Genomic DNA, 18731 nt, shown 5'->3' with positions numbered 1-18731 from the left:
GCCCACCATAGCGCGTTATGTCGGAAGTGGGTACACCACCCCGGTGAGCTTCTCGGACTCCTCCCAGAGCCGGCGCGCGGTGTCGAGATTGCGCGAGGCCCGGTTCGAGCCGCAGCGGTGCGGGAATCCCCACAGCTCGCCGGGGACGTTCGGGCCGTAGTAGGCGCCGTTCGGGGCGTCCGGCACCGTCGCCGCGTACAGCTCCGGCAGCGTTCCGAGCCGGGCGGTCTGGGCGAAGAGGCCGTTCATCACCGCCGCGCCGACGGCGGCCAGCGGCAGTCGGGTGTTGACCGCCAGATGGGTGCGGGCATATCCGGGGTGCGCGGCGATCGACCGCAGCGGCGACCCGGCAGCCTCCAACCGGCGCGCGAGTTCGTAGCCGAACATCAGATTGGCGCGCTTGGCCTGCCCGTAGGCCCGCCACCGCCCGTAGCGGCGTTCGGTGAAGTTCGGGTCGTCGAGGTTCATGCCGGGCAGGCGGTGCAGCACGCTCGACAGGGTGACCACCCGATCGGTGATCCGGTCGAGCAGCAGCCCGGTCAACGCGAAGTGGCCGAGATGGTTGGTGCCGAACTGCATTTCGAAGCCGTCGACCGTGCGGCCGAAGGGGATCGCCATCACGCCGGCGTTGTTGATCAGCACGTCGACCGACTCGACCGAGTCGGCGAATGCGCGCACCGAGGACAGGTCGGCCAGATCGAGTCGGCGCACGGTCGCGCGCGGTCCGATCGCCGCGGCGACCGGTGCGGCCTTCTCGACCGAGCGGCAGGCCAGGATCACCTCGGCCCCGGCTTCGGCCAGCACATGCGCCGCCCGCTCCCCCAGCCCACTGTTCGCGCCGGTGATGATCACGGTGCGGCCGCTCTGGTCGGGGATATCGGACTCGGTCCACCACTGCATGCCGCCACCGTACTGGTCCCGCACGCCCCGCCGACCACCGCGCGACACCCGCGACCGGCCCGATCGCGACCACCGACTCGGCGACGGCCACGGGTCGGGCGATGGCGGGAGGGGGCGGCTTGCGGGTCGTACGGTGGGGGGATGACACCCGGCCCGCCGATGCGCGAGGGACTGCGGGCGAGCCGAATCCGTCTCGACCGCGAGATGCTCGACCGCTCCCCCGAGCCGACCGTGCTCGCGGTGTTGACCGCCCGCTTCCCCACCGATGCCCGTCGGCTGCGCGAGAAGGCCGACACCGGCGAGATCTTCGACGACGACGGCCGCCCGCTGCCCGCCGACGCCATCGCCGTCCCCAACTCCTTTGTGCACGTCTTCCGGGATCCGCCCGACGAGCCGGGCGACCCGCCGCAGCCGGTAATCCTCTACCGCGACAACGACATCATCGTCGTCGACAAGCCGCACCGGCTCGCGACGGCGCCGCGCGGCAGCCACGTGCGGCACAGCGCCCTGGTGCAGATGCGGCTGCTGACCGGCGAGGAGGAGCTCGCGCCGGCCCATCGGCTCGATCGGCTGACCGCCGGCATCCTACTGTTCACCCGACACCAGCAGGCCCGACGCGACTTTCACCTGCTCTTCCAGGAACGCCGCGTCCACAAGGAATACCTCGCGATCGCCGACCCGCTGCCCGAGGACGTCGACCATCTCGCCCGCGAATCACGAATCATCAAACCCCGCAAAGGTCTTCGATGCGTCGAGATGCCGGGACCGGTCAACGCGCATACCGAGATCGAGCTGCTGCACCGCGGCCCCGACGCGGTCTACCTGCTGCGCCCGACCACCGGCCGCACCCACCAACTGCGGGTGCACATGAACGCGCTGGGCCTGCCGATCCGGGCGGATCCGCTCTACCCCAACGTCATCGAGGACCCCGACGAGGAAGGCGTCCCCCTGCAACTGTTGGCGGCGTCGATCGCCTTCGACCATCCGGTGACCGGCGAACCGATCCGCTTCGACAGCCGCCGCACCCTCGCGCTCGACCCGCGCGGACCCGGTGCGGCCGGGTCGAGGGAATCGATCGATCACCGGCGCTAGCATGACGGGGCCGCGGTTCCGGAACGCTCCGGGCGCAGGAGGGGGTCGGTCAGGGTGTTCATCACCACCGCATGCGTGTCGTTGGTTCTGGCGGCGGTCCTCGGGTTCTCCGCCTACGGCAAGCTGACGCGCAACCGCAACTTCGTCGACGGCATCTACGCGGTCGGCTTCCCCGACGAGCACATTCCGCTGCTCGCCGCCGCCCTGATCGCCGGCGCGGCGGGGCTGCTGGTCGGCCTGGTGTGGTGGCCGATCGGCGTCGCCGCCGCGGTCGGGCTGGTCGCGTACTTCATCGCCGCGGTCGCCGCGCACCTGCGGATCAACGACCGCGACTACCTGCCGGCGGCGGGCTTCCTCGTCGTATCGCTCGCGGTGCTGGTCCTGCGGCTGATCACCATCTGAACCCGATCACGACCCGAGCCGACGGCCGGGGCGCACGGGGCTCAGTAGACGTCCCGCAGGTAGCGCTTGTCCTTGCGCAGCGCGCTGAGGTAGTCCTCCGCGGCGTCGTCGCTCAGACCGCCGTGCTCGCCGACGATCCGGTGCAGCGCGGTGTCGACGTCCTTCGCCATCCGGGTGGCGTCCCCGCAGACGTACAGCTGGGCGCCCTCCTCGAGCCACGCGTAGAGGTCGGCGCCGTGGCGCAGCATGTGGTTCTGCACGTAGTCCTTGGCGACACCCTCGGCGGGCGGCTGGTCGCGCGAGAAGGCCAGGTCGAGTCGGTCGAGGGTGCCGTCGGCGAGAAATTCCTCGAATTCCTCGTGGTAGTGGTAGTCGCTCGCCCGATGCTGCTCCCCGAAGAAGAGCCAGTTGCGGCCGCTCGCACCGCGCCCGCGCCGGTCGTGCAGGAACGCCCGGAACGGTGCGACACCGGTGCCGGGGCCCACCATGATCACCGGGGTGGCGTCGTCGGCGGGCAGCCGGAAGGAGCGGTTGGGCAGGATGAACACCCCGACCCGGTCGCCGGTCTCGATGCGGTCCGCCAGATAGGTGGAGCAAACCCCGCCGCGGTCGCGCTCGGCCGACCGGTAGCGCACCGTCGAGACGATCGTGTGGATCTCGCCGGGATGCGACAGCGGGCTCGACGAGATCGAGTAGGTCCGATGCTGCAACCGCCCCAGCAGGCCCACGAATTCGTCGGGGCTCAGGCAGCCCAGCGGCGCCATCCGCAGCACGTCGAGCACGTCGCGCCCCCACAGCCACGCCTCGAGGGCCTGCTTGTCGCGGGTGGCCAGGACGTGTTCCAACTCCCCGTCGTGGGTGCGCCCGTCCATCGCCTCGAGCAGATCGGTCGACGGCACCGAGATCTCGACCTGCGTGGACAGCACGGTCCGCAGATCGGCGTCCTTGCCGGCGATCTCGACATCCCCGCTCGCCCCGAGCGCCTCGATGATCGCGTCCACCAGGGCCGGATCGTTGATCGGCCGAACGCCGAGACCGTCGCCCACCTGGTACTCGAGTCCGCTGTCGCCGATCGCGAAGCGGTAGTGCCGGACGTCCTTCTCCGAGCCCTCCCCCGACATCCGCCGGCTCTCGAGGACCTCGGCGGCATACGGATTCTTCCGATTCCAGGCCGGACGACGGGTGCGGGCGGCGGGTTGACTCACGGGGCCTCCTCGGGACGCCGGAACCGCCGGCGGGTATGCGACCTGCCGCGACGATCGGTCGGCGGTCACGACGGTAGCAGCACGTCGAGCTCCTCGACGGTCCGTGCCCGACGGCGCCCCGTCCATCGGCGGTACTGCCGCACGAGGATCGGGTGAGCGATCAGCAGGCCGCCGCAGACCGCCGCGAACAGGTGCAGCGGTACCGCGTCGATCCAGCCCGCGACCACCAATCCGGCCGCGACGAGCAGGGCGACCAGCACGGCGAGCGCCTCGGGCAGTACCCGCAGATATGGGGGCTCCGGGTCGGCGATCCGCCGGATCAGCACGGCGATGCGGTCGCGGACCGGGCGCGGGGTGGACGGGTTGCGTTCGATCAGCCGGGCGTACCGCTGGACGTAGGCGCGCGCGTCGGCACTCCCGGCGACGCGGTCGGCCAACTCCGCCGTCGCCCGCGAGTCCTCGGTTGCTGCCATGACGCCCTGCCCTTGATCGTGTGGAGCCCCGGTGACCTGTCGCCGACGCGTCCGGGGTGTCCGTCGACAACCCCACCCCTAGAAAATACCAATTGGCAGGTTTCAGCAGGTCGACGGACGCGTATCACTCCGGTGCCGGTCCGATGACGACCCCGTCCGCACGCCGACACCGGCCCCGGGATCACCCCGGAGCGGCACGGAAGAGCCCCGGCTCCGCCTCGACGACCGCTCCATCGGCGAGCAGCGCGTCCAGGTGCAGCCGGGCGGTGCGGCGTTCGACGGTCTCGACGTGCGGGGCGTCGACGTGCGGTCGGAACACCAGGCGGTGTTCCGCGATCTGCGCGAGGGTCGCCGGTTCCGCGAGCAGGTCGAGCAGCCGTTGGCGCCGGGTGTCGATCACCCCGCGGTAGGCGGCCAACCGTTCGCGCACCACGCCGTGGCCCTCGACGACCCCCTTCTGATGGAAGGTCCCGTACCAGCGGGCCTCGACGTCGGCGACCGCCTCGATCGAGGCGATGAAGCCGGCGAGGGAACTGCCCACGTCGCCGTAGTAGGGGCCGAAGCCGGTCAGGTCGATGTCGGCGATGAAGAAGAAGCCGTCCGGTTCCACCAGTACCCCACAGTGGCCGGCGGTGTGGCCCGGCAGGTGCACGACGGTCGCGCTCACGCCGCCGCCGAGGTCGAAGCGATGACCGGTCGGGACCGCGATCGCGTCCGGCCGTTCGATCAGACCGAAGGGCGGTAATACGGTGCGCGCGAACTCCTCCCGCCGATCGGGTGGATAGCCGAAGCCGTCGAGCAGCACCTCCGGCGAACGGATCGCCGCGATGTCGAGGTGGTGGCCGTGGATCGGCACGTCGAAGTGCCGCACGCCCGAGAGGTGATCCTCGTGGGCGTGGCTGATCATCAGCGCGTCGGGGTCGGCGGAATCGGCCCGCACCGCCAGGGACGGGTCGATCAGCAGCGTCGCATCGGCGCCGGCGACCACCACCGTGCCGCCGTTGGGGTAGGCGGCGCCCTCGGCCGGCACCAGAACGGTCACCGATCCGTAGCGCCGATGCTCCAACTCGCCGTGCTGCCGATCGGGTTCCGCCACCCCGCCATCATCACATCACCCGATGATCGGCGGGGTCGAAACACCCGACCTAGCCCTGAGTGTCCTTCTCGGCCAACACTCGCCGCAGGATCTTGCCCGTGGGATTGCGCGGCAGTTCGTCGATGAAGATGATGTCGCGCGGCACCTTGTAGCGGGCCAGATTCGCCTTGACGTAGTCCTTGAGCTCCTGCGGGTCGCGCTTCGACGACTCGCCGGCCACCACGAAAGCCCGCAGCCGCCGACCGAATTCGGGATCGTCGACCCCGATGATCGCGACATCGCTGACGTCCTCGCGATGCAGCAGCAGATCCTCGACCTCCTGCGGATAGACGTTCTCGCCGCCGGAGACGATCATGTCGTCGTCACGGCCGTCGACGAACAGCAGGCCGTTCTCGTCGAAATGCCCCATATCGCCGCTGGACATGTAGCCGTCGATGAAGTCCTTGTGCCGCCCGTCGGTGTAGCCCTCGAACGGGGTGACCGCCTTGACGAAGATGCGGCCGCTGACGCCGGGCTCGGTGACGGGCTTGCCGTCGGCGTCGAACAGGGCGATCCGGGTGGTGACCACCGCACGCCCGACCGTGCCGGGGGCCAGGCGCAACTCCTGCGGCTGCGCGACGCTGGCGACGGCGACCTCGGTCGACCCGTAGAGGTTGTGCAGGTTGTCGCCGAAGGTGTCCTGCCAGCGCTTCGCCAGGTCGGTCGACAGCGCGGACCCGGAGACCAGCACCACCTTCAGACTCGAGGTGTCGTATCGGCCGATCACCTCGGGGCCGAGTTGCAGGATGCGGTGCAGCATCGTCGGAACGGCGACGAGCATCTCGACACGCTCGCGCTGGATCAGCTCCAGCGCCCGCTCGGGATTGAAGCGGCGCATCAGCACGGCGGTATCGGCCAGGACCGCACCGATGCTCCACATCGCGAAGCCGGTGGAGTGGAAGATCGGGGAGGCGACGAGCATCGTGCCCTGCCGGGGGAACGGGATCCGGTCGACCAACATCGCCGGGGTCAGCGGCGAAACCGCGCTGCGCGGTGCACCCTTCGGCAGCCCGGTGGTACCGCTGGTCAGGATGATGAACCCGCCCGGCTTGGTCGGCGGGGTCGGCGCCGTGGTGTCCTGACCGGCGATCAGATCGTCGATGCTCGGCACCTTCGGGTCGGCGCCCTCCTCGACGTAGGTGTGGTACCGCTCCACCGATTCGGGCAGGCCGGAAAGCAATTCGTCGAATTCGCTGTCGAACAGGACCGCCCGGATCTTCTCCCGCTCGGCGACCTCGGCGAACTGCGGCTTGGCGAAGCCGGTGTTCATCAGCGCCAGCCGGAAGCCGCCGCGAGCGGACGCGCTGATCGCCAGCAGCAGGCCGCGGTGATCACGGGCGAGGCAGCCGATCACCGCGCCCTCGGGCAGGCCGGTCGCCCGCAGCGCCCGGGCCAGCGCATTCGACCGCTCGTCGAGCTCGCGGTAGGTCAGGGTCCCGAGATCGTCGATGACGGCGATCCGGTCCGGATACTTGGCGGCCGACTGCATGATCGGCCCGGCCTGCGGACCGTACTTGCGGTTGCGGACCGCCAACAGGACGGCGCGATCGGGGCGACGGACATCGACGATGCCGCGGGACTGCATGCGCTCCAGGGCATGTACCGCCTCCACGGCCGAACGAACCGGCTGGACGATCTGGTGCACAAGGTTCATGGGGCCCCTTCGCGATTCCGACGCGAGCGACGTCGCCCGCCCGATCTCAACCTACTCGACAGTAGCAAGCGTCGGACAGGTCACAGCGAAGGAATGTAGTCCTGCGAGCCGGGCCCCCGACAGGCGGCCGGAGGTCAGACTGCGACCTTGGGCGTGACCCGTTCGATGATGGCCGCGGTATCCACCGAGCGCGGCAGGGTGCCGAAGACATCGCCGCGATCGCCGTCGAGTCGGCTGGCGACGAAAGCGTCCGCGACCGCCGGATGACCGTGCCGCAGCAGCAGCGATCCCTGCAGCAGCATCGCCATATCCCCGACGATCCGCCGGGCCCGGAACTCGATCGCGTCGAGGTCGCCCAGCTGCGCCTGCAATCGGCTCAGCGCGGCGTCGAATCGGGTATCGGCCCCGGTCGCGAGGCCGATCTCGTCGAAGAAGGCACCGACCACCGCCGGGCTCTTCGCCATCGCGCGCAGCACGTCGAGGGCCGCGACATTGCCGGAACCCTCCCAGATCGACAGCAGCGGTGCCTCCCGGTAGATCCGCGGCATCCCGGATTCCTCGACGTAGCCGTTGCCGCCCAGGCATTCCAGCGTCTCGGCCGCGTGGATCGAGCCGCGCTTGCAGACGTGATACTTGGTGACGGCCAACGCGATCCGGCGCAGCGCGGTCGCGGCGTCGTCCCCGGCCATCGCCCGGTCGGTCAGGTCAGCGAGCCACAGGCCCACCGTGGTGGCCGCCTCGGACTCGACGGCGAGGTCGGCGAGCACATTGCGCATCAGCGGCTGATCGGCCAGGGTGCGGCCGAAGGCGCTGCGGTGCGCCGCGTGGTGGGCGGCGTGCGCGATGCCCTTGCGCATGCCCGCCGCGGTGCCGAGTACACAGTCGAGACGGGTCATGTTGACCATCTCGATGATCGTGCGCACGCCGCGGCCCTCGTCGCCGACCAACCAGGCGACGGTGTTGTCGTACTCGACCTCGCTGCTCGCATTCGACTTGTTGCCCAGCTTGTTCTTGAGGCGTTGCAGGGCAAAGACATTGCGGCCGCCGTCGTCGAGGACGCGCGGCACCAGGAAGCAGGACAGACCGCCGGGAGCCTGCGCGAGCGTCAGGAACATATCGCTCATCGGCGCGGAGGTGAACCACTTGTGTCCGGTGATCCGGTAGCTGCCGTCGGCGGCGGGCACCGCGGTGGTCGTATTGGCCCGCACGTCCGAGCCGCCCTGCTTCTCGGTCATCGACATGCCGGCGATCAGCCCGCGCTTGGTCGCCGGGGCGCGCAGGCCGTAGTCGTAGACGCGGGCGGTCAGCAGCGGCTCGTAGCGCACGGACAGCTCCGCGTTCGCGCGCAGCGCCGGGACGACCGCGTAGGTCATCGAGATCGGACAGCCGTGGCCGGCGTCGACCTGCGACCAGATGCCGAACTTCGCCGCGCGCACCAGATGGGCGTGCGGATCGGCTGCGGCCCAGGGATATCCGTGCAGCCCGTGGGTGACGGCGGTGTTCATCAGCCAGTGGTACGAGGGGTCGTAGCGCACCTCGTCGACGCGGTTGCCGTACCGGTCGTGGGTGTCGAGGATCGGCGGATTCTGCTCGGCCCGTTCGCCGTGTGCGATCGCCTCGGCGCTGCCGGCCAGCCGGCCGAGGGCGTGCACCTCGTCCAGGGCGTGCTGCGCATCGGAGCGCGCGAGCGCCTCCAGGACCGCCGGATCATCGGAGACGTCGTAATCCACCAGCGGCGGAACCTGATTCGTCACAGTATGCGTGGCCATATCCGTCACCTTCCCGTGGCCGGGATCTCGCCCAGCGCCCGTTCGACAAAGGCCGGCAGCGCGTCGATCACCGTGTGGTCGACCTCGCCGCGGGCGAGTGGGGCGATCAGCGCCCCGGAGACGGCGCCGACGATCGCGGCGCCGGTGGTGCGTGGATCCTGCTGTACCAGTTCGCCGGCGGTGATCCCGTCGGCGATCATCGCGGCGTAGACGTCGGCGTGGCCGGCGTAGAACTCCAGGCGCTGCGCCTCGACCAGCGGGTCGACCGGTTCGGCGATCAGCGCATAAGCCAATCGCGGGGATGCGAAGGCGCGGCGGCAGAAGGTGTCGACGGCCGCGACGATCGCGGCCGCCGTGCGCCGCTCCCCCGGCCCGTCGAAGACGGCCAGCGCCGCCTCGCGGGCCCGGTCGAGTTCGCGGCTGCTGACGTAGGCGAAGACCTCGGCGAACAGTTCGCCCTTGCCGGCGAAGAAGCGGTAGATCGTGCCGGTGCCCACCCCGGCCCGGGCTCCGACCGCCGACATGGTGCACCCCGCGTAGCCCGATTCGCTGAGCACCTCGGTGGCGCCGCGCAGGATCGACTCACGGGTGCCGGCGAGGCGGTCGAGCACGGCGGGGGTGCGGCGGTACGCCATGCCAAGAAGTGAACCCCGGTTCCACCCTTGCCGTCAAGGGCGGAACCGGGGTTCATTTCATGGCGGGCTCGGCCGCCGACGATCAGCCGACGTGCGTGTCGGCTTCGTCCAGAGCCTCAGCCGACGTGCTTGTCGGCCTCGTCGAGGGCCTCAGCCGACGTGGTTGTCGGCCTCGTCGAGGGCACTGTCGAGGATCGCGAGACCCTCGCGGACCTCGTCGTCGGTCACCGTGCAGGCCGGGACCACGTGGATACGGTTGAAGTTCGCGAACGGCAACAGCCCGTTCGACTTACAGGCGGCGACGACGGCATCCATCGCCGGGCTCGACGCACCGTAGGGCGCCAACGGCTCGCGGGTCTCCGGGTTCGACACCAGGTCCAGTGCCCAGAAGACGCCCAGGCCGCGGTACTCGCCGATGCTCGGATGCTTGGCCGCCAGCTCCGCCAGACCGGGTCCGATCACCTCTTCGCCGACGCGCGCGGCGTTCTCGACGATGCCCTCCTCGGCCATCGCGTTGATCGTCGCGACCGCCGCCGCCGTCGCCAACGGGTGACCCGAGTAGGTCAGGCCTCCCGGGTAGGGGCGCTCGTCGAAGGTCTGCGCGATCGCCGGGGAGATCGCCACACCACCGAGCGGCACGTAGCCGGAGTTGACGCCCTTGGCGAAGGTCAGCAGGTCCGGGATCACGTCGAAGTGGTCGATGGTGAACCACTTGCCGGAGCGGCCGAAGCCCGCCATCACCTCGTCGGCGATGAACACGATGCCGTACTTGTCGCACAGCTCGCGCACGCCGGCCATATAGCCGGGCGGCGGCACCATGATGCCCGCGGTGCCGGGGATCGACTCGAGCACGATCGCCGCGATCGTCGAGGCGCCCTCGAGGCGGATCACCTCGTCGAGGTGGGCCAGGGCCCGCTCGGTCTCCTCCTGCTCGGTGGTCGCGTGGAAGTGCGTGCGGTACAGGAACGGCCCGAAGAAGTGCACGGTGCCGGCGTTGCCGTGATCGTTGGCCCAGCGCCGCGGGTCGCCGGTCACGTTGATCGCCGTCTCGGTGCCACCGTGGTACGACCGGTAGCGCGAGAGCACCTTGTACTTGCCGGTGTAGAGCCGGGCCATGCGGATCGCGTGCTCGATCGCGTCGGCGCCGCCGTTGGTGAAGAAGACCTTGTTCAGTTCACCGGGGGTGCGCTCGGCGATCAGCCGGGCCGCCTCGGAGCGCGCCTCGTTGGCGTGCTGCGGGGCGACGGTGCACAGCTTCGCCGCCTGCTCCTGGATCGCGGCGACCACCTTGGGGTGCTGGTGGCCGATATTGGTGTTGACCAGCTGCGAGGAGAAGTCGAGCAGCCGATTGCCGTCGCCGTCCCAGACGTAGCTGCCCTCGGCGGCGCTGATCACCATCGGCTTGATCTTCGCCTGCGCCGACCACGAGTGGAAGACGTGAGCCCGATCCAACTCGTAGGTGCGGGCCGCGGCCTCGCGGACCTCGTCGAGGCTTCTGGTGCCCGGCACGGGGCGATCGGTAATGGCGGTCATATCGGAGACTTCCCTTTCTCTGGCGGGGCGGTTTCGGCCGCGATCAGGCGTTGGCTGCTCAGGCGTTCTGGGGAAAACCCAACTCGATGCCACCGTGGCTGGGGTCGAGCCACCGGCTGGTGACGACCTTGCCGCGGGTGAAGAAGTGCACACCCTCGGTCCCGTGCGCATGCGAGTCGCCGAACAGCGACGCCTTCCACCCACCGAAGCTGTAGTAGGCCATCGGAACCGGGATCGGCACGTTGATGCCGACCATGCCAACCTCCACTTCGTTCTGGAAGCGGCGGGCCGCGCCTCCATCGTTGGTGAAGATCGCGGTGCCGTTGCCATACGGATTGGCGTTGATCAGGGCCAACGCCTCATCGTAGGTCTCCACACGGACCACCGACAGCACCGGGCCGAAGATCTCGTCGGTGTAGACGGACATCTCGGGCGTGACGTTGTCGATGAGGGTGGGGCCGAGCCAGAAGCCGTCGGCACCGCCCTGCGGCTCCACGGTGCGGCCGTCGACGACGATCGTGGCGCCGTCCGCCTCGCCGGCGTCGACGTAGGAGGCGACGCGATCGCGGTGCGCGCGGGTGACCAGCGGGCCCATGTCGACCTCGCGGGTGCCGTCGCCGGTGACCAGCGGGCGGGTGCGCTCGGCGATCTTGGCGACCAGTTCGTCGGCGACCGAGCCGACCGCGACGCAGGCGGAGATCGCCATGCAGCGCTCGCCGGCCGAGCCGAATCCGGCGTTGACCATCGCGTCGGCGGCCAGGTCGAGGTCGGCGTCGGGCAGCACGACCGCGTGGTTCTTCGCACCGCCGAGGGCCTGGACGCGCTTGCCGGCGGCGGTTCCGGTGCCGTAGACGTACTGGGCGATCGGGGTGGAGCCGACGAAGCTCACGGCCTTGATCTTCGGGTTGGTCAGCAGCTCGTCGACGGCGACCTTGTCACCCTGCAGCACGTTGAATACGCCGGCGGGCAGCCCGGCCTCCTCCCACAGCTTCGCCATCCACAGCGCGGCGGACGGGTCCTTCTCGCTGGGCTTGATCACGACGGTATTGCCCGCGGCGATCGCGACCGGGAAGAACCACATGGGGACCATCGCGGGGAAGTTGAACGGGCTGATGATCGCGACCGGGCCGAGCGGCTGGCGGATCGAATACACATCGACCTTGGTCGAAGCGGATTCGCTGTAGCCACCCTTGAGCAGATGCGGGATACCGCAGGCGAATTCGACGACCTCGAGGCCGCGGGCGACCTCGCCGAGGGCGTCGGAGACGACCTTGCCGTGCTCGCTGGTGATGATCTCGGCCAGCTCACCCTTGCGGGCGTTGAGCAGTTCACGGAAGGCGAAAAGGGTCTGGGTGCGCTTGGCCAGCGAGGTATCGCGCCAGGCCGGGAAGGCGGCGGCGGCCGCGTCGATCACGTGCTGCGCGTCGGTGACGTCCGCGAGGGCGACCCGTCCGGTGACCTCACCGGTGGCCGGGTTGGTCACCGGCGCGGTGGCGTCGGAGTTGCCGGCGAAGATCTTGCCGTCGGACCAATGCAGAATCGTCTCGGTCATCGCGAGCCTTTCCTCGAGGAAGGTGGTGCGGGATTCGCCCCCGTTGCTTCGAGTCTGCTGCCGCCCCGACGCCCCGGGTCCGATCAGACTGTCAACACATCACGTCGTTGGCTTTACACTCTGCCAATGACTCCGACGGTGGCCGACATCATCGCCCTACCGGAGATCCAGGCCGGTGAACCGGAGGTCGTCGGAACGGTTGGCCTCGACCGGCCGGTGCGGTGGGTGCACGTCAGCGATGTCGCCGACCTGACCGAACTGTTGCAGGGCGGCGAATTGGTCCTGACCACCGGTTCGGCGCTGCGCGACGACCCCGCCGCCTACCTCGGCTCGCTCGCCCGGGCCGGCGCGGTCGGAGTGGTCGTCGAGATCGGCGACGGCCCCGCGCTGCCGGCCGGCGCCGGCGCGATCGCCGACGGCCTCGGGCTGAGCCTGGTGACCCTGCACCGGGTGATCCGCTTCGTCGACGTCACAGAACGGGTTCACCGCTCGATCGTCGCGGAGCAATACGAGCAGGTCGCCTTCGCGCGCAGCACCCACGAGGTGTTCACCGAGCTGAGCATGCGGCGCGGATCGGTGACCGACATCGTCGAGGCGACCGCCCGGCTGCTCGACTCCCCCATCGTGCTCGAGGACCTCACCCACCAGGCGGTGGCCGTCGCGACCGGCGGCGCGGCGACGGTCACCGTGCTGCGCGACTGGGAGCGGCGCTCACGTCTGCAGGCCGCGGGCATCGGGCCGGTCGGCGCCGAGGATTGGGTTGTCGCCGCGGTCGGCCGGGGCGGCGACCGGTGGGGGCGGCTGATCGCGACCCGAGCGCACCCCGACGAGCGCACCACCATGGTCCTCGAGCGCGCCGCCCAGGCATTGGTGCTCTACCGGATGGCCGAACGCGGCCGGGACGACATCGAACACCAGGCCCGGGCCGGGCTGCTCGACGATGTGCTCACCGCCCGGGTGCGCGACGAGGACGAGGCCGGCGCGCGCGCCTTCGCCCTCGGCCTGGCCGCGTCCCCGCAGTACCTCCCGGCCACCGTGCGGGTGGGCGACTGGCCGGCCGACATCGACCCGGTCGACACCCAGCGGCGCGGCGGCCGGCTGCTCGACACCGTGGCGCGGGCGGTGCGCGCCTCCGGGCTGACCGGGCTGTTCTCCCTGCGCGGGCCGGGCGAGGTGGGCATGGTGCTCTCCCCCGTCGGCGAGCCCGCGGCAATGCGGTCGCTGGGCGACAAGATCAGCCGCGACGTGCGGCGCGGCGAACCGGGCCGCCCGGTCCTCGGGGTGGCGGAACCGGCCGGGCAGCTGATCGAGGCGATCCGCCGCATCCCCGAGGCCGCGCAGGTCGCCGACGCGGCGCTGTCGATGTCCGATGGGCGCAGCTACGTGGCGATCGGCGATGTGCGGCTGCGCGGCCTGATCGCCCTGCTGCGCAACGACCCCCGCGCGCAACGTTTCGCCGAGTCGGAGTTGCGCACTCTCCTGCTGCACGACCTCTCCGGCGACACCCTGCTACCCGTCCTGCGCAGCTACCTCGAGCTCGGCGGCAACAAGTCCGCGGTCGCCGCGGCGCTGCACATGAGCCGCCCGTCCCTGTACGCCAAACTGAGCCGCCTCCAGCAGATCCTGGGCGTGCCGCTCGACGACGGACTGTCGCGCACGTCCCTGCATGTCGCGCTGCTCCTGCTCGAGGCGCGCTGACGACAGGGCGCGTGCAAACCTGCACGATTTTCGGCCGCCACGACAACTATTGCTTCGGCGGCCCGAAAACGTGCAGGTTTGCACAGCCCTACTCGGCCGGGTCGGCGAAAATCGTGTCGTGCCACTCCTTGTGGGCGGCGCCGGTGATCTCGGTCATCACGTGCTTGATGTTGGTGTACTCCTCGAAGGAGTAGGCCGACATGTCCTTGCCGAAGCCGGAGGCCTTGTACCCGCCGTGCGGCATCTCGCTGATGATCGGGATGTGGTCGTTGACCCAGACGCAGCCGGCCTGGATCTCGCGGGTCGCGCGGCCGGCGCGGTAGACGTTGGTGGTCCACGCGGAGGCGGCGAGGCCGAAGGGGGTGTCGTTGGCCAGGGCGATCGCCTCGTCGTCGGTGTCGAAGGGCAGCACGACCAGGACCGGGCCGAAGACCTCGTTCTGCACGATCTCCGAGTCCTGCGCGGCGTCGACGATCAGCGTCGGCAGGTAGTAGGCGCCGTCGGCGGGGGTGGCTTCCGGGATCGAGCCGCCGATCACCACCCGGGCGCCCGCCTCGCGCGCCCGGTCGACCATGCCGGCGACCTTGTCGCGGTGCGCCCGCGAGACCAGCGAACCCATATCGGTGGCCGGGTCGTCGACCGCGCCGACGCGCACCCCGGACATCAACTCCGCGACCCGCTCGACAAACGCGTCGTAGAGCGGACGCTGCACGTAGGCGCGGGTGGCGGCGGTGCAGTCCTGCCCGACGTTGATCAGCGCGCCGGCGACCGCGCCGCGGGCGGCAGCCTCGGGGTCGGCGTCGTCGAAGACCACAAACGGCGCCTTGCCACCCAGTTCGAGGTGCACCCGCTTGACCAGCCCGGCGGCGGTGGCACCGATCTGCTTGCCGACGGCGGTCGACCCGGTGAACGAGACCATCGCGACGTCGGGGTGCGAGATCAGCGCGGTGCCGGCGACCGGGCCGCGACCGGTGACGATGTTGATCACCCCGGCGGGGATCCCGGCGGCCACGGCGGTCTCGGCGAAGATCAGCGAGGTCAGCGGGGTGATCTCGGCGGGCTTGAGCACGATGGTGTTGCCGGCGGCGACGGCGGGCAGGATCTTCCAGGCCGCCATCTGCAGCGGGTAGTTCCACGGGGCGATCGAGCCGATCACGCCGATCGGTTCGCGGCGGATCGCCGAGGTGTGGTCGGCGGAGTACTCCGCGGACGCCTGACCCTCGAGATGGCGGGCGGCGGTGCCGAAGTAGGCGACGTTGTCGATCGAGCCGGGCACGTCGAAGCCGGTGGTCAGGCGGATCGCCTTGCCGCCGTTGCGGCTTTCGATCTCGGCGATCTCGTCGGCGCGGGCATTGAGCTCGCGCACCCAGGCGGCGAAGAGGTCGGAGCGCTCGGCGGGGGTGGTCTTCGACCAGGTGGCGAACGCCTCCTTCGCCGCGGCGACCGCAGCGTCGACGTCCTCGGGTCCGGCGGCGAGGCCGGTGACGATCGTCTTGCCGGTGGCCGGTTCGATCACGTCGAGCACATCGTCGGAGGTGCCGTGCCGCCGCTCGCCCGCGATGTACTGCAGGGGGACGCCGGTGGGTGCGTCTGTCATTTCGGTATCTCCAGCCTCGCGACGGCTCCCGAATCGGGAGCGGATGCTCATCGTGCCCACCGAAAACGTACTGCCCGACCGACCGATCCGCCCACCCGTCCATCGCGGCCTGCCTACGATGGCGTGCAACGGGTTGACCGAAACGCCCGAAGCCAGGCCCGAACCACCAGGAGGACCGCGTGCCGGTAGATCGTCTGCTGCCCACCGAGGAGGCCCGCGCCCTCATCGAGCTGACCGCGGACATCGCTGACAAGGCGATGGCCCCGATCGCCGATCAGCACGAGCGCGACCACACCTACCCGGAGGGCCTGTTCGCCACCCTGGGCGAGGCGGGGTTGCTCAGCCTGCCGTACCCGGAGCAGTGGGGCGGCGGAGACCAGCCGTACGAGGTGTACCTGCAGGTCCTCGAGGAACTGGGGGCGCGCTGGGCGGCGGTGGCCGTGGCGGTCAGCGTGCACAGTCTGTCCTGCTATCCGCTGTCGGCGTTCGGCACACCGGAGCAGCAGGAGCGGTGGCTGCCCGACATGTTGGGTGGCTCGACGATCGGCGCGTACAGCCTCTCGGAGCCGCAGGCCGGTTCCGACGCCGCGGCCCTGGTCTGCAAGGCGGAACCGACCGCGGCCGGCTACCGGGTGACCGGCACCAAGGCGTGGATCACCCACGGCGGGGTCGCCGACTTCTATACGACATTCCTGCGCACCGGCGAGGGTTCGGGCGGGGTCAGTTGCTTCCACATCCCGGCCGGCACCCCCGGGCAGAGCTTCGGCAAGCCGGAGGACAAGATGGGCCTCAACGGCGTGCCCACCGCATCGGCGTACTACGACGGGACCGTCCTCGACGCCGAGCACCGGATCGGCGCGGAGGGCCAGGGTCTGCAGATCGCTTTCAGCGCACTGGATTCCGGACGCCTGGGCATCGCGGCGGTCGCGGTCGGCATCGCGCAGGCGGCGCTGGACGAGGCGGTCGCCTACGCCAAGGAGCGCGCCGCGTTCGGCAAGCGGATCATCGACCACCAGGGTTTGGGATTCCTGCTGGCCGATATGGCCGCGGCGGTCGATGCGGCGCGGGCGAGCTACCTCGACGCCGCCCGACGCCGCGACGCCGGACTGCCGTACTCCCGCAACGCGTCGGTGGCCAAGCTGGTCGCCACCGATGCGGCGATGAAGGTGACCACCGACGCGGTGCAGGTCTTCGGCGGGTACGGCTATACCCGTGAGTTCCGGGTGGAGCGGCTGATGCGCGAGGCGAAGATCACCCAGATCTTCGAGGGCACCAACCAGATTCAGCGATTGGTGATCGCCCGCTCGCTCGCCGCGAGCTGAGCCGACCCGCTCGGACCGCCGACGCTATCCCCGATCGAGATCGACGACGATCGGGGCATGGTCGGACGGGCCCTTACCCGACTTCGCCGTGCCCTTGCGGGCTTCGCGGTCGACATAGGCGTCGGTGACGCTGTCGGCGATCCTCGGGGTCGCGAGCACCAGGTCGATGCGAATTCCCAAGTTCTTGTGGAACATTCCGGCACGGTAATCCCAGTAGGTATACGGAATGTCGTACTTGAGGGCGCGCGGGCGGACGTCGATCAACCCGACGTCGAGAATCGCGCGCAGACCGGCGCGTTCGGGTTCGGTCGCGTGGGTGCCACCGTGTAATTGGGTGACGTCCCAGACGTCGGCATCGGTGGGTACGACGTTGAAGTCGCCGAGGACCACCAGATCCGGGTGATCGACCAGCTCCCGCGCGGCGGTATCCCGCAGCGCGGCGAACCACTGCAGCTTGTACTGGTAGTGCGGGTCGTCGATCCCCCGCCCGTTGGGGACGTAGACGGTCAGCAGCCGCAGACCGCCGCAGGTGGCGGCGATCGCGCGCGGTTCGACCTCGGGGACCCGCGCGACCTCGGACTGGTACTCCGGTTCGTCGAACAGCCCGCGCCGCACATCGGTGATGCCGACCCGCGAGCAAATCGCCACCCCGTTCCAGCGTCCGATGCCGTAGGCCTCGATCTCGTAGCCGAGCGCGGCCAGCTCCTCGCGCGGCACGTCGACGCTGTCCATCTTGATCTCCTGCAGGCACAGGACATCCGGCTGCACCTGCGCGAGCCATTCGAGCAGCCGAGGCAGGCGGGCGGACAGCGAGTTGACGTTCCAGGTGGCGATGCGCACCCGGTCAGGTTTCCAGATGGCCCGGCGGCCGACACCGGTGAGGTGCATGGAGCGAGGTAGATCCGGTCGCTGTGGGCCCGGGACGCGCCTCAGCGGTCGCCGATCAGATCGGCGATCAGACCGGGGTGTTCGCGCTGCGGGAGGTGACCGCCGCCGGGGATGACGTGCAGGGCGCTGCCGGGGGTCAGCCGGTGGGCGCGGCGGGCGGCCGATACCGGGATCAGTGGGTCCCTGCTGCCGTGCACGAACAGCACGGGTGCGATGGGGGTGGGGCCGGCGGGACCGTCGATCTCGCCGAGCACGCTCTGCGCCTCCTCCACCAGTCTCAGCAACAGGGGACGATCGGCGAGCATCCGCCCCATCCGCACGGCGATCCGGAAGTCCTCCGAGTCCTGTGGGGTGCGCAGGACTCGGGCGAGCGCCGTACGGGACGCCGGGCCGGTCAGCACCCGCTTCGGCAGCGGCGCGCGCCGCACGATCGTCGGGAGCGGGGACCGGCGCGACACGCCCCAGCCGATACCGGGACGAAAGCCGTAGCCCGGCACCGCTATCGCCACGGCCCGGGCGATGCCGAGATCCGCCCGGGCGGCGGCGCGCACGGCCAGCGTCGCGCCGAGCGAGTTGCCGACGACCACCGCGCCGGGCCCGTTGGCGCGCACCAGATCGTCGACGAACGCGTCCAATTGCGGGAGCACCGCTCCGGGCTCGCGGCGATCGGTCCAGCCGTACCCGGGTAGGTCCACCGCGACCGCCCGGCGCCCCCGGGCGGCCAGCTCGCGCACCAGTGCCCGCCAGGTCTCGGCGGTGTCGAACATGCCGTGCAGCAATATCACCGGCGGCCCGTCGCCGGCTTGCGTCACCACCCGGGTGCGAAACCCGGCGTAGGTCAGGGTGTCGATGTCGACCATGCCGCCTCCGCGTGGT

16 protein-coding genes are annotated in these 18731 nt (G+C 70.3%); 4 read left to right on the top strand and 12 right to left on the bottom strand.

Annotated features, from left to right (window positions below):
- Nucleotides 1-15 precede the first annotated feature (15 nt).
- The gene (locus tag MB1_RS14805; RefSeq protein ID WP_066909130.1) at nt 16-900 is read right to left on the bottom strand and encodes an oxidoreductase; all 885 of its coding nucleotides are present in this window, start codon (nt 898-900) and stop codon (nt 16-18) included.
- 141 nt (nt 901-1041) lie between these two features.
- On the opposite strand from MB1_RS14805, the gene MB1_RS14800 reads away from it, so the two are divergent.
- Nucleotides 1042-1992, top strand: a complete 951-nt coding sequence (locus tag MB1_RS14800) for a pseudouridine synthase (RefSeq protein WP_066908699.1) — start codon at nt 1042-1044, stop codon at nt 1990-1992.
- Between the two features lie 75 nt (nt 1993-2067).
- Complete coding sequence (locus tag MB1_RS14795) at nt 2068-2394, top strand: DoxX family protein (protein ID WP_245650205.1); 327 nt, start codon at nt 2068-2070, stop codon at nt 2392-2394.
- A 41-nt stretch (nt 2395-2435) separates the two neighbouring features.
- Here the strand turns inward: MB1_RS14795 and MB1_RS14790 are convergent, their stop codons facing one another.
- From MB1_RS14790 to MB1_RS14755, 8 genes are all read right to left on the bottom strand, one after another.
- Entirely contained in the window at nt 2436-3599 is a 1164-nt protein-coding gene (locus MB1_RS14790; RefSeq protein WP_245650204.1) for a diflavin oxidoreductase, read from the bottom strand.
- Nucleotides 3600-3664: 65 nt separating this feature from the next.
- Nucleotides 3665-4072, bottom strand: coding sequence for a hypothetical protein (locus tag MB1_RS14785; protein WP_066908690.1), 408 nt, complete (start codon nt 4070-4072; stop codon nt 3665-3667).
- Between the two features lie 181 nt (nt 4073-4253).
- Nucleotides 4254-5168 (bottom strand): MBL fold metallo-hydrolase, encoded by a 915-nt coding sequence (locus MB1_RS14780; RefSeq protein WP_245650203.1) that lies wholly within the window; start codon nt 5166-5168, stop codon nt 4254-4256.
- 49 nt (nt 5169-5217) lie between these two features.
- Complete coding sequence (locus tag MB1_RS14775; protein WP_084351829.1) at nt 5218-6861, bottom strand: acyl-CoA synthetase; 1644 nt, start codon at nt 6859-6861, stop codon at nt 5218-5220.
- A gap of 134 nt (nt 6862-6995) precedes the next feature.
- A complete protein-coding gene (locus tag MB1_RS14770; RefSeq protein ID WP_066909121.1) occupies nt 6996-8630 on the bottom strand; it encodes an acyl-CoA dehydrogenase family protein in 1635 nt (544 codons plus the stop codon).
- Nucleotides 8631-8635: 5 nt separating this feature from the next.
- Nucleotides 8636-9265: a TetR/AcrR family transcriptional regulator gene (locus MB1_RS14765; protein WP_066908688.1), complete on the bottom strand. Its 630-nt coding sequence runs from the start codon at nt 9263-9265 to the stop codon at nt 8636-8638.
- A gap of 150 nt (nt 9266-9415) precedes the next feature.
- Nucleotides 9416-10798 (bottom strand): aspartate aminotransferase family protein, encoded by a 1383-nt coding sequence (locus MB1_RS14760; protein ID WP_066908685.1) that lies wholly within the window; start codon nt 10796-10798, stop codon nt 9416-9418.
- Nucleotides 10799-10856: 58 nt separating this feature from the next.
- Complete coding sequence (locus MB1_RS14755; RefSeq protein WP_066908682.1) at nt 10857-12350, bottom strand: CoA-acylating methylmalonate-semialdehyde dehydrogenase; 1494 nt, start codon at nt 12348-12350, stop codon at nt 10857-10859.
- Between the two features lie 126 nt (nt 12351-12476).
- Between MB1_RS14755 and MB1_RS14750 the strand changes: the two genes are divergently transcribed.
- Nucleotides 12477-14048: a PucR family transcriptional regulator gene (locus tag MB1_RS14750; protein ID WP_066908679.1), complete on the top strand. Its 1572-nt coding sequence runs from the start codon at nt 12477-12479 to the stop codon at nt 14046-14048.
- An 88-nt stretch (nt 14049-14136) separates the two neighbouring features.
- Here the strand turns inward: MB1_RS14750 and MB1_RS14745 are convergent, their stop codons facing one another.
- A complete protein-coding gene (locus MB1_RS14745; RefSeq protein WP_066908676.1) occupies nt 14137-15645 on the bottom strand; it encodes an aminobutyraldehyde dehydrogenase in 1509 nt (502 codons plus the stop codon).
- 179 nt (nt 15646-15824) lie between these two features.
- Between MB1_RS14745 and MB1_RS14740 the strand changes: the two genes are divergently transcribed.
- Nucleotides 15825-16967, top strand: a complete 1143-nt coding sequence (locus MB1_RS14740) for an acyl-CoA dehydrogenase family protein (protein ID WP_066908673.1) — start codon at nt 15825-15827, stop codon at nt 16965-16967.
- A 24-nt stretch (nt 16968-16991) separates the two neighbouring features.
- On the opposite strand, the gene MB1_RS14735 is transcribed toward MB1_RS14740, so the two are convergent.
- Both MB1_RS14735 and MB1_RS14730 read right to left on the bottom strand, forming a co-directional pair.
- Nucleotides 16992-17807 carry an exodeoxyribonuclease III gene (locus MB1_RS14735; RefSeq protein WP_066909118.1) on the bottom strand — a complete coding sequence of 272 codons (816 nt, stop codon included), beginning with the start codon at nt 17805-17807 and terminating at the stop codon, nt 16992-16994.
- An 89-nt stretch (nt 17808-17896) separates the two neighbouring features.
- Complete coding sequence (locus MB1_RS14730; RefSeq protein WP_066908670.1) at nt 17897-18715, bottom strand: alpha/beta fold hydrolase; 819 nt, start codon at nt 18713-18715, stop codon at nt 17897-17899.
- Between the last annotated feature and the right edge of the window lie 16 nt (nt 18716-18731).

Source organism: Millisia brevis NBRC 105863 (assembly GCF_001552615.1).
Classification (GTDB): Bacteria; Actinomycetota; Actinomycetes; order Mycobacteriales; family Mycobacteriaceae; genus Millisia; species Millisia brevis.
This window is presented reverse-complemented; position numbering and strand designations above follow the sequence as displayed.